This is a genomic window from Nitrospirota bacterium, assembly GCA_016212215.1.
Taxonomy (GTDB): Bacteria; Nitrospirota; 9FT-COMBO-42-15; order HDB-SIOI813; family HDB-SIOI813; genus JACRGV01.
Genome location: JACRGV010000105.1, coordinates 1 through 12,745, shown reverse-complemented (window position 1 = coordinate 12,745; position 12,745 = coordinate 1). Strand labels below are relative to the sequence as shown.

The window sequence follows — 12,745 nt, the reverse complement described above, 5'->3', positions numbered from 1 at the left end:
GTACTTCGGCTATTTCCTCATGGGCGAATTCTCTGCCACGATATCTGACCGCCATCTCCATTCATCATGTTGTACCATAGATGGCAACCAGAACGCAAGTAGTTTTTTCGTGTCACCACGCCTCACTGAAGGGTTACGTAGGTAATATTTATCCACAATATCTAAAGACTTAAAAGATGTATACTGATTAATTATTATGAATCAATGACTTGAAGTCACTCGTATGACCTTTGAAAAGTAAGGTCTGGGAACGCTGAGTAAAGGCCATGGCATGGTGTAACAAATCAGTCTCATGTATGCCGCATGGTATAACATTCTTAAGCAGGGTATCATCACGGTATTTATAACAGTTATGCTGTGCGGGATTCTTCACAGACAGAACCATCAAAAGGTCACCTTCAATCCACCCGATGTATCCTGCGTTAAAGAATTCAGCAAAATAAGGCGGTTCATCATCACGGAGCATAGATTTACCGGCGAATGATGACGGCATTGAGATGCCCAATATATCCATAACAGTCGGGGCAATATCACGTTGAGACACAGCGCGTGTCAAATGCCTCGGCTTAATTATATCCGGAGCGTATATTAACATTGGTATGCGATAGGTATCGTAAATTGATGTTAATACTCCACGAGTGTGGTCTGCGACTAAGACAAACAGTGTCGGGCCTAATGACTCCAGAGGAAAATTACTAATAAATTGATTCAATGCATGGTCGGCAAAGTGCATAGTATTAACAAACATGTCTTGTTGGCTGTTTGATGAGACAAAAGGCACGACACCTTGAGGAAGCTGAACGCCATGTGTGGAGTTGGTATTGATGCCGGCCAAAAACGGTTTTTTCATAATCCGCATCTTAGCAAGGGCAAAGTCATAGACATCAGGGTCATGTGCCCCCCAATTGTGGAAAGGATACCTTGGCTCCTTAATATCCGACTTGCCATAACTATCAATGAATCCTATTTCCTGTGCAAAAGAGCCGACACCGCTTGTATTTTTGTTTGTACCCTGGAAAAAGGCAGAGGTGTAACCTGACTTACGCAGTATATCCGGCAGGCAGTCGTAAGGATAGCTTTGCAATGGGCTATGAACCACTGAATTACCGAGCGGATTCTGTATTGAACAAAAGGTGCTGAACATACCTTCGGTAGTACGATTCCCGCCTGCAATGGTAACAAAGGATGTCAGTCCCTGCGTTCTCAGCTTATCGAAGAACGGAGTAACATCTTTGTCGTATCCATACGACTTCATGTAGCTCGCATCCCAGCCCTCCAGTAGAATAATAACCACGTTGTATTGAGTAGTCTTCCTATTGTTTTCCTGCTGTTTGTAATTTTTGTAATTAAGGGGGTACATACTCTGCAGCGTGATTTGTTCTTGCTGTTTAGTCAGATAATTTATATGCACATTATCAAGATGCTTATGCGAAAAGACAGCATGGAAGGCATTGTATGCCCCGTTCAAAGCAAGAACGGCCTGTGTGCTGTCGCCGATCTCCTGAGCGGTCAAAGGTTCCATAGGTATACCTGTTACACCGCCGCGAAACAATACCGTGCTAAAGATTACGCAGGCTGCCAGGCTGACTTCCAGCCTCAGGTGATGCATTACTGTTTTATTCCGGTGTACATTACGTGAGTGGGGATGATTGAATAGTTTACGAATGGTGATGCAGGTCAGTATGCCCAGGACAATCTGAGATAAAAATACCCATTGATATTCCCAGATTGCACTTCCAAGAAGGTCACCGGCATTATTGCCGAACTGCAGCATCTCATACCCCAGGTGACGTCCTGCCTCTCCGTAGTACATGAGATCTGCACCGTGCACTGCTATAAGAAGACAGGCTGTCACCATATTGGATACCGACAGGGTTTTAACAAAATCATACCGGGCCAGCCGCATTGACAGGTAAGATATAAGGAATACGGCAAGAGATAGTAATGCGCCAATCGCAAGGTCGAAACGTATACCCCACAGCAGGGCATACATTATTCTGCTGATATTGAGTACATCAGCATTGGGACGGTAATATATTGTGAAAAAAAGTTTTTCTGTAAATGTAAGTATAGTAAATAAGACTAAAGACTTGATGTATAAACGCAGCCATGTGGTCATTGGTGAAAAATAATATATTTTATTAAAAAGGTTGTCAAATATTCGGATGAACTTTCATGAGCGGGGCGCTCACAAAGGGCAATGAAAACCCCACCCTCACCCGGACCCTCTCCCTGAGGGAGAGGGTGCTTAGTTTTTATCCCCTCCCCTTCAAGGGGAGGGTTAGGGTGGGGATGGGGTTGATTTTCGGATGAAGTATATTTTTTTGCTATTTTTATTTTTTAAAAGATATGGTAATATACCGCCATGAAATTGATGACACGAAATTTTGAGAATGTACCGCTTAATTCTGAAGGCTATGTGTCTTATGGAATCGCTACAACAAAACCTCAGAGATACAGGGATATCCCGATACTCTACCTGTTTGCGCCGACCTTTGACATGCAGATAGAATTTAACAGGACAAAAGACTCAGAAAAATTTATGGAAAAGATGTCTGCAGTCCTGAAACAACGAGCCTCAGCAATAGAAGACTGGGTGAAGGCAAATGCAAATAATAATATATGCCTTTTATGCTGGGAGGTATCGTTTGAATCATGTCACAGGAAAATGGCAGCAGAGGCAATTAAGTCAGCAGGAGAGAAGGTTGGAGTTTCTGTTAGTTTAGAAGCAGGGTAGGTAATTAGGCTGAAGGTAGATAGGCTGAAGGTATTTAGTGTTATGTCCCTATTATATTAGAAATGGGGTAGACTTATAGTGGATAATCATAAAGATGACTTATATGCCATTGATACCATTCTTCAAATCAACCGTGAGATTTTTTCCACCCTTGAAACAGAAGACCTCCTCTTTCTAATTGTAAAAAAGGTATCAGAAGTATTGAAGGATACAAGATGTTCCCTGATCCATGTTGATAAAACAAGGAAGACAGGGCAGATACTTGCAAGATGTGAAGACCCTGAACTGAAGACGATCACTATAGACCTGAGCAAATACCCTGAAATTATAAAGGCCATTGAAGAAGATGATGCCGTAATAATTAAGGATGTCAGTGACAGTCCTGTCATAAAAGAGTTCAGAGATAACCTCCTCACCATTGGAATCCAATCTATCATTGTAATCCCTATACATTATGCTGAAGGAACTATGGGGATACTATATCTGAAGACATTAAGAAGGGGAGGGCAGTTAAGCGAGAAAGAGATAAAGACATGTCAGGTAGTTGCAAGTATGGCATCAGTAGCCCTGAGAAATGCACATCTGTTCAACAGCATGAAGGAGGAGAAGGTATTGCTTGAGAAGATGGCGATTACTGACGGCCTGACCATGCTGTATAATCACAGGTTTTTTGTGAGAAGGCTTAATGAGGAGTTTAAAAGGGCTAAGAGATACAGTACAAATCTCTCTTACCTTATGATTGACCTGGATGATTTTAAAAAGATAAATGATAAGTTCGGTCATCAGAGAGGTGACATAATACTGCAAAAGGTTGCAAGGGTACTTAAGAAGAGCGTCAGGGAGACTGATGTTACGGCAAGGTATGGAGGAGAGGAATTTGCAGTGTTACTGCCTCATACAAATAAAGAGGATGCCATCAATCTTGCCAACAGGATATGTAAGACTGTCAGGAGCTTTAAGGCAGATGTTTTCGCAGAAAGTGAACGTATAACCGTAAGCATAGGAATCTCAACTTATCCCTACAACGGCATTGAAACAGTAGACGACCTCATCCGCAAGGCTGATGACCGGCTATATCAGGCAAAACATAAGGGCAAGGACTTAGTTGTCAGTGTTTAAGCATAGAGCAGAAGCAAGAAGTTAGAGGAAGAGGCAAGAAGGAAGAAGTTAGAAGTAAGAAGTTAGAAGCAAGAAGTAAGAATTTAGACGTAAGAAGGAAGAAGTAAGAAGCAAGAAGTTAGAAGCAAGAAGGAAGAAGTTAGAAGCAAGAAGTAAGAAATAAGATTTGAGATGCTGTTCCTTCCTTTTTCTTACATCTAACTTCTTGCTTCTTACTTCTCCTATGCTTGCTCCTTTTTCCCTTGCTCTTCCCCTGACTTATATACATCAATAATACTTAAGACTTTAATATTTGCTGTTTCAAGGGCTTTCTTTATTTGTGCCATTTTTGCGTCTTCTACCTTTACCATGTAGTTTATGGTCGCCATCTGAATTTTCTCCTTAAATATAAAAAGGTTGTCATTCCCGCATTGTTTTAGCGGGAATCTGGTGTGACATATTATAGTGAAAATAAACTAAAGTCAAATTGACCTGCAAATTGGATTGATACCGCAAAACCTTAATTTTCCCCTCCCGCCCCCTCCACATCCTCCCCCCGTGCGGGGGAGGACTAAGGTGGGGGGGATTTCTTAATAGGCGGGAGGGGATTAAGGGGAGGGGGCAATTGACATTGCTCTTTCTATTATCGCATAATTGCCGGATGTTAAAATCCTTTTTTATACCGCTTCTAATCCTTTTGGTATTAGATAACCCAATCAGGGATGTTATTGCTTATATGAAAATCCCTGTTCTTGTTACTTATATGGGGTGGGTGAGTTATCTTGGAAAGGGATGGATTCAGGGGGTATTCTGTATAGTTATAATGATAATTCCTCATCTCTTGAGGGCAGGGGGGCAAACGACTATTCCCTCCCCCTTGACGGGGGAGGGGCAGGGTGGGGGGTTAACATTAAGTGACGCCGGCAGGAAAGGATTATACAGTGTAGCATTGGCCGGTATCTTTGTGCAGGCGATAAAGTTCCTCATTGGCAGGCCAAGGCCTAAGATAATGGATGTTGTTGGTTTCAGTCTCGGACCAACTATTGCAAGAGGATTTGATTCGTTTCCTTCAGGCCATGCAACCTCATCTTTTGCACTCGCATCTGCAATGGCGCCTTTTTTCCCAAGGCTGAAGTATCCGCTCTATATTTATGCAATCCTTGTAAGTTTCTCAAGGATATATATTAATGCCCATTTTACTTCTGATGTCTTTGCCGGTATCCTGCTTGGTCTCTGGATTGGAAAGATAGTATTGAATTGGGGTATGGAAGATATTAAAACTTTTATTAAAGGCAATGGTGCGGTTATTGGTATTGCCGCTTTAACCTTCTTCCTGTTGTTCTACAATCTCGGTACCCCGGGTTTATTTGATGTTGATGAAGCGGTCTATGCTGAAACAGCAAGGGAGATGGCTGAATCAGGAGACCTGATTACACCACACTATAATTATACAAGCAGTTTTGATAAGCCTGCGATGATTTACTGGCTCATCTCTTCTGCTTTCAAACTTTTCGGTGTAAACGAATTTGCAGCGAGATTCTGGCCTGCGGTGTTCGGGTTAGCCCTTGTATTGATGACATATTATTTTGTTAAACTAATCGGGAATCATTTATGGGGTGTTCTTAGTGCACTGATTCTTGCTACTTCCATTGAGGTAATTGTATTATCCCACGCATCCATAACAGATATGCCGCTTACGCTATTTATTACTGCATCACTCTTCTGTTTCTTTCTGGGATATATTGAACAGGAAGAGGGCGGGAACCCTCATGAGCCAGTGTTTACCAAGGGCGATGAAAATGGGAGCATCCTTCGACAACTCAATATGACACAACCCTACCCTCACCCGGACCCTCTCCCTGAGGGAGAGGATGCTATGATTCCCTCCCCTTCAAGGGGAGGGTTAGGGTGGGGATGGGGTGATTTCCGGACGTGCCATAAACACTGGTGGTACCGCTGTTTCTTCCTCTTTGCCGGTCTTTCGGTTCTTACAAAAGGCCCTGTAGGATTAGTGATTCCCGGCATGATAATTTTTATTTTTTTGTTGATCAGAGGGCATATTAAGAAGGTACTAAAGGAAATCGGATTAACCTCAGGTGTTATAATTTTTCTGTTTGCCTCTCTGCCCTGGTATGTCATGCAGATATGGGTAAATGGGTTCGGGTTTATCAGTGAGTTCCTGATAAAACATAATCTTACAAGGTTTACAGGTGTTGTTTCCGGCCACAGAGGGGCGTTCTATTATTTTATACCGGTTGTTCTTGTGGGATTTTTCCCATGGAGTGCCTTTCTTCCATCAGCCCTGATAAATGCTTTTCGTAAAGTTAGACAACGAGATGTTTTTAATTATAGGGATTCTGTCGTGCTATTCACTGCTATATGGTTCCTTGCAGTATTCGTATTTTTCTCAATCTCAAAGACCAAGCTGCCCGGTTATATATTGCCGCTTGCCCCAGCTCTGGCCATATTAGTAGGGAGATTGTGGGAGGGGTATATTGCAAGTGGCAATAACCCCATCCCCACCCTAACCCTCCCCTTGAAGGGGAGGGGAAGAAACATTGCCCCCTCTCCCCTCAGGGGAGAGGGTCAGGGTGAGGGGTGGTTTAAAGCATCTGCCATCTTCTGTATCATCCTTGGTATTACTATTGCCGCAGGTTTAATATATCTCCCAACCCATCTCACAACTGCTCCTTCCTTATCAAAATACATCTTCGAGCCATTGGAAGGGCAGGGTATATTCTATATCATCGTGGGAATTATCATATTAAGTATGGTGTTGTTTACTGTTTCCTTCAGGACATTGCACAAAAATATATCTTTCGGGATACTGGTAATGATGATGACCATTACTACTTTTCTCCTACTGAACCGTATAGTCCCGATTGCTGATAAATACCTGCAAGCCCCATTAAGAGAATTTGCAATAACAGCCGGTGCCATGTCAGAAAAAGAAAACGGCGAGGTAGCCGTTTATGCATTGAATAAACCGAGCATAGTTTTCTATTCAAGGCAACATGTAGTAGAATTTAAGGCCGGTCAGAAGGAACAATTATCAGAGGCCATTGCCTCTCAAAAGAGGTTATTTATAATTACAAAGGATGCAAATTCAGACTGGCTGTTGAAGAAACCTAATGTCTTTGTAATGGGGCAGAAGGGCGGGTATGTGCTGCTGAGTAATCAGAGGTGAGAGGTAAGCAGAAGCAAGAAGTTAGAAGTAAGAAGTAAGAAGCAAGAAGTTAGAAAACAAATTTCCTCCCTCGTTTATTCCCCCTCCCTTGACGGGAGTGGGCAAACGAAAATCCCCTCCCCCTTGACGGGGGAGGGTCAGGGTGGGGGTGGGCAACGGAGAACTTTGCATGAAAAAAACAATTACAACAATAATCAAGGCATTAATCAGCATTGCTCTGATGGTTTATCTGTTTTCCAAAATAGACATCATGGAAGTCTGGCATCTTTTTCAGAATGTTAAGGTGCCTTATCTTACAGCAGCCTTATTCTTATACATAACAGGCCAGGTAATTTGTGCATGGCGATGGAGGATAATTGCTTTTGTAATGGACTTTAAAAACAGCTATTGGGAATTTATTAAGTACTATTTTGCAGGTATGTTTTTCAGTCTGTTTCTCCCGACCCTTGTAGGGGGAGATATAGGGCGGTGTTACCTTATAACAAAGGGTAACAAAAAGATACGGGAGGCTATCGTCTCTGTACTCGCAGACAGGGGAACCGGACTGGCAGTCCTGTTTCTTATGGCAGGTCTCTCTGTTACCCTGCTCAAATGGGGCAATATCCCGCAACAGCTTGTCTGGGGGGTACTAATAGCAGATGCCTTATTAGTTATTGGAATCCTGCTCCCTTTTTTTGCAGGAGGCTTATTAAACATCATGGGTAAGACAGGTGAATTAGCCTTGAACTTCTGGAAAAAACCCTCTGTGCTTTTTCAGTCTATTCTTATATCCATGCTTTTTCAGACCCTAATAATAATTATCCATGTTTTTATCGGCCTTTCTATTGGGATGCAAATTCCATGGACATTCTACTTTTTCCTCATTCCCCTCGTTGCAACCGTTAGTATGCTCCCGCTCAGCATAAGCGGCATAGGTCTTAGAGAAGGGGCATTTGTGTACTTCTTTTCTTATGCAAATGTTCCAAAGACAGAGGCCCTGACCTTTGCATTCGGCTGGTTTGTGATTGTTCTAATAGCGAGTCTTATTGGCGGATTAGGACTGCTTATAAGTAAAAACGGATTTTCATGGAAGCAGTTTAGGAAACAAGAAACAAACCCGGCAGATATGTAAGTGACAGAAATCTTTACACCTTTAATTATTGTCATATCTTATTGAAATATCAACGATTAAGTAAGTGCCATCTCTTAAAACATCTGAGTTCTTCAGAATAAGTGACAAGAAACTTAACACCGCTAAAATAATATAGAACTTATTGAAATATATAATGTTCTTTAAAGTTCATGTACCAATTCCTGTCCAAAACTTAAGAACAACTCCGATTCAACTGTCAGGAAATTTAACACTTACCTTTGTTAAAAGTTAAAAGTGACGTCTGTAAATTCAATTAATCCCTTGTTAAATCAATATGTTAACTTACAGCTTCTTCCAATGGTATGTATATTGCAACTATAAAAAATAGGGTTACAATATTATTTAATGTGAGCATATCCGTTTCATTTGTTATATTCCGTTACTATAAACAAAAAAAATGAAAATTATTGAATAGGATTTTTTTGTCAGCTAAACTTCTACAAAAAAATAGGTGTCGAAATAGGTGTCTATTTATAAAATTTTAACTTACTTTATTTATTCTTAAATAAAGTATTTAAAGGGGGTCACTATGAAACGTAATATATGGATCGTTATTTTTACAGTGTTAATGAATGTCTCGTGGCTTATTGCCGGCTCGACAGCCGAAGCTCGTCTTATTCCCCCTGTTACACTAAGTTCAGGAGGGAGTCTTAGCATCAGGGCTAAAGTATGTAACTTGGTTTATTTAAAAAATACACCAAGTTTAGTGAAGGTGGTATGTAAGGCAGACCCTATTTATTCTTCACCCAGTTTAGAGGCGATTGAACCCAGTGCAGTCCAGCAAACACCGGCAGTTTGGTTGTGGACTACTGAAATACAAACAGTAAAAGCCAACCAGTGTAATCTGAAAATAACAAAAAAAAGTTATAAGATCGTAAATATATTATGTTCAGGCGTGCTTCCAGTGGATACTGATGGCGACGGTGTCCCTGATTCTACTGACAACTGTCCTCTCGTATTCAATCCTCTTCAGACAGATACAGACCATGACGGTACAGGTGATGCCTGTGATAATGATATAGATGGTGATGGCATAGATAATGCCTCTGATAACTGTCCTCTCGTTGCCAATCCTCTTCAGACAGATACAGACCATGACGGTGCAGGTGATGCCTGTGATAATGATTTAGACGGTGATGGTGTTGTAAATTTAATTGATAACTGTCCTACAGTTTTCAATCCTGACCAAATAGATACAGATGGCTCCGGCGATGGTGATGCATGTGATTTAGATGATGATAACGACGGCGTATTGGATGTATCTGATAATTGTCCTCTCATAGTTAATACTGACCAGGCTGATAATGATGGAGATGGTGTTGGAGATGTCTGTGATGCAGATGATGACAATGATGGAGTTATTGACGGTTCAGACAACTGTTCACTTGTCCCAAATTTAGATCAGACTGATACGGATGGGGATGGTCAGGGTGATGCATGTGACACAGATGATGATAATGACGGGATACCTGATGGCATTGACAATTGTCCATTAGTCTCAAATCCTGATCAGACAGATACAAATCATAATGGAGTCGGCGATGCTTGTGATAGCGATGATGATGGAGACGGTGTACCTGACTCAATAGACAATTGTCCTTTAATCAGCAACCCTGACCAGGCAGACAATGATGCGGATGGTGTCGGTGATGTGTGTGACACTGATGATGACAACGATGGCGTTTTAGATGGAGTTGATAACTGTACTTTTACACCAAATCCAACACAAACGGACAATGATGGAGACGGACAGGGTGATGCCTGCGATACTGATGACGATAATGACGGGATTTTAGATAACAGTGATAATTGTCCGTTAGTAGCCAATCCTGACCAGACAGATACCAATGGTAATGGAATTGGTGATGCGTGTGATGGTGATGATGATGGTGATGGGATACCTGATAGCTCAGACAACTGTCCCCTTGTAGCTAATGCTGACCAGGCTAATAATGATGGTGATGCACAGGGTGATGTGTGTGATGCTGATGATGATAATGATGGTATTTTAGATACATTAGATAACTGTTCTCTTGTTGCCAATCCTTTACAGACAGATAGTGATGGTGATGGTATTGGAGATGCCTGCGATAATGATATAGATGGAGACGGAGTTGACGACACATTAGACAATTGTCCAACAGGTTATAACCCGGACCAGACAAATACGGATGGTGATGCACAGGGTGATGTCTGTGATGCGGATGATGACAATGACGGGGTACAGGATACCGGTGATAACTGTCCATTAAATGTTAATCCAAGCCAGGCTGACCTTGATGGAGACGGACTTGGTGATGTCTGCGATGGTGATATGGATGGAGATGGTGTAGCCAATGTTACTGATAATTGTCCGAGCGTTCCAAATGCAGATCAGGCTGATGCAGACGGGGATGGAATAGGTGATGCCTGCGAGAGCGATTCGGATGGTGACGGCGTCCCTGATTCAACCGATAACTGCCCGGCTGTTTCCAATGCAGATCAGGCTGACAGTGACAGTGACGGTGCTGGAGATGCGTGTGATGCCTGTCCACTTGATGCGGCAAACGATGTAGACGGTGATGGAGTCTGCGGTAACGTAGATAATTGCCCGACGACAGCCAATGCCGACCAGGCGGATAGCGATGCAGACACTATTGGTAATGCCTGCGATGCGTGTCCGCTTGATGCGGCAAACGATGTTGATGGTGACGGAGTTTGCGGTAACGGAGACAACTGTCCTGCAATTGCCAATGCTGATCAGGCAAACAATGACGGCGATGCACAGGGTGATGTCTGCGATACGGACGATGACAACGACGGTGTACTTGATGGTCTTGATAACTGTCCGATGACATCCAATGCCGACCAGGCCAATAATGATGGTGATGCACAGGGTGATGTGTGCGACCCTGATGATGATAATGATGGCGTGCTTGACGGTGCTGATAACTGTCCGATGACATCCAATGCTGACCAGGCAAATAATGACGGTGATGCCCAAGGCGATGTCTGCGACCCGGATGATGATAATGATACAGTGTTAGACGGTGCTGATAACTGTCCCCTGATAAGCAACACTGACCAGACTAATACTGATGGAGATAGTCAGGGTGATGCCTGCGATACGGATGATGATAACGATGGAATACTTGATGGCGCTGACAACTGTCCTCTTATAGCCAATGCTGACCAGGCCAATAATGACGGCGATGCACAGGGTGATGTATGCGATGCAGATGATGACAATGACGGTGTAGCTGACGGAGTTGATAACTGTCCCATGACGGCAAATGCAAGCCAGGCTAATGCAGATGGTGATAGCCTTGGCGATGCGTGCGATGCCTGTCCACTTGATGCGGCAAACGATATAGATGGTGACGGAGTTTGCGGTAACGTAGACAATTGCCCGACGACAGCGAATGCAGATCAGGCCAACAGTGATGGAGATAGTCTTGGTAATGCGTGCGATGCGTGTCCTCTTGATGCGGCAAACGATGCTGATGGTGACGGAGTTTGCGGTAACGTAGACAACTGTCCTGCAATTGCCAATTCTGACCAGGCAAACAATGACGGTGATGCTCAGGGTGATGTCTGTGATACGGACGATGACAACGACGGTGTACTTGACGGTGCTGATAACTGTCCGATGACATCCAATGCTGACCAGGCCAATAATGATGGTGATACACAGGGTGATGTGTGTGACCCGGATGATGATAATGATGCCATAGCTGATACAACTGACAATTGTCCTTTTGTCCCTAATTTCAATCAGGCTGATTTTGACGGCGATGGTATAGGAGATGCCTGCGACCCGGACAATGATAATGATGGTGTGGGTAATACTCTGGATGCCTGTCCTAATACCCCTTCCGGTGCAACAGTAACCATATTCGGATGCAGACCGCCTGATGCGTATGCAGGTATAGCTAAGACAGCTAATGAAGGGACAGCAGTTAGTTTTAGTGATGCCGGTGCATTAGCCCCGGATGGAATTATTACCAGTTATACATGGAATTTCGGTGACTTGACCGGCGGAAGCGGCTTATCACCGAGCCATGCTTATGCTGACAACGGGATTTATACGGTTACTTTTACGGTTACTGATGATAAAGGCGGTTCTGATTTTGATACCCTTCTTGTGACTGTAAATAATGTATCTCCAACAGCTTATGCAGGTTCAGACAGGACAGTCCTGCTGGGAGATCCTGTCTCATTCAGCGGTAGTTTTACTGACCCTGGCAGCGACGATACACATACTTATATCTGGGATTATGGGGATGGAAATACTGATTCCGGCCTGCTTTCCCGAACTCATACCTATTCTGCAAGCGGCACATATACAGCTACATTGACTGTAGCGGACGATGATGGCGGGGTTGGCGTAGATACAGCTTCTATCAGGGTTATAGGCGGGCCTCAGGTACAGTTCAGCTCAAGCCCGATGACAGGGGGAACCGGTACCAGAAGTAATCACTATGTCTATCTGCCGAGCAATCCGTCAACTCCTGTAAGTGTTACGCTGACTTCCGACGACCCAAGTAAATTCCTTTTGGCCCCATACAATACAACTACACCGGGTGCGGCGAGTATTAATGTGACAATACCC

7 protein-coding genes are annotated in these 12,745 nt (G+C 43.2%); 5 read left to right on the top strand and 2 right to left on the bottom strand.

Annotated elements, in window-relative coordinates; genetic code table 11:
* Nucleotides 1-187: 187 nt before the first annotated feature.
* Entirely contained in the window at nt 188-2,119 is a 1,932-nt protein-coding gene (locus tag HZA08_09545; protein MBI5193668.1) for a sulfatase-like hydrolase/transferase, read from the bottom strand.
* 246 nt (nt 2,120-2,365) lie between these two features.
* Here HZA08_09545 and HZA08_09540 point away from each other — a divergent pair, with 246 nt between their 5' ends.
* Nucleotides 2,366-2,737: a DUF488 family protein gene (locus HZA08_09540; protein ID MBI5193667.1), complete on the top strand. Its 372-nt coding sequence runs from the start codon at nt 2,366-2,368 to the stop codon at nt 2,735-2,737.
* A 78-nt stretch (nt 2,738-2,815) separates the two neighbouring features.
* Nucleotides 2,816-3,856, top strand: a complete 1,041-nt coding sequence (locus tag HZA08_09535; GenBank protein MBI5193666.1) for a sensor domain-containing diguanylate cyclase — start codon at nt 2,816-2,818, stop codon at nt 3,854-3,856.
* 221 nt (nt 3,857-4,077) lie between these two features.
* Here HZA08_09535 and HZA08_09530 read toward each other — a convergent pair whose 3' ends face one another.
* Entirely contained in the window at nt 4,078-4,224 is a 147-nt protein-coding gene (locus tag HZA08_09530; GenBank protein MBI5193665.1) for a hypothetical protein, read from the bottom strand.
* 272 nt (nt 4,225-4,496) lie between these two features.
* On the opposite strand from HZA08_09530, the gene HZA08_09525 reads away from it, so the two are divergent.
* From HZA08_09525 to HZA08_09515, 3 genes are all read left to right on the top strand, one after another.
* A complete protein-coding gene (locus HZA08_09525) occupies nt 4,497-7,022 on the top strand; it encodes a phosphatase PAP2 family protein (protein ID MBI5193664.1) in 2,526 nt (841 codons plus the stop codon).
* A 169-nt stretch (nt 7,023-7,191) separates the two neighbouring features.
* On the top strand, nt 7,192-8,133 hold the full coding sequence (locus HZA08_09520) for a flippase-like domain-containing protein (protein MBI5193663.1): 942 nt from the start codon (nt 7,192-7,194) through the stop codon (nt 8,131-8,133).
* Between the two features lie 550 nt (nt 8,134-8,683).
* Nucleotides 8,684-12,745: thrombospondin type 3 repeat-containing protein (locus HZA08_09515; GenBank protein MBI5193662.1), on the top strand; the 4,062-nt coding region annotated here is incomplete at its 3' end.

What these genes read in the sequence shown, in the direction of transcription:
- HZA08_09545 (MBI5193668.1), bottom strand. Translation starts at nt 2,119, where the DNA reads ATGACCACATGGCTGCGTTTATACATCAAGTCTTTAGTCTTATTTACT.
- HZA08_09540 (MBI5193667.1), top strand. Translation starts at nt 2,366, where the DNA reads ATGAAATTGATGACACGAAATTTTGAGAATGTACCGCTTAATTCTGAA.
- HZA08_09530 (MBI5193665.1), bottom strand. Translation starts at nt 4,224, where the DNA reads ATGGCGACCATAAACTACATGGTAAAGGTAGAAGACGCAAAAATGGCA.
- HZA08_09525 (MBI5193664.1), top strand. Translation starts at nt 4,497, where the DNA reads ATGTTAAAATCCTTTTTTATACCGCTTCTAATCCTTTTGGTATTAGAT.
- HZA08_09520 (MBI5193663.1), top strand. Translation starts at nt 7,192, where the DNA reads ATGAAAAAAACAATTACAACAATAATCAAGGCATTAATCAGCATTGCT.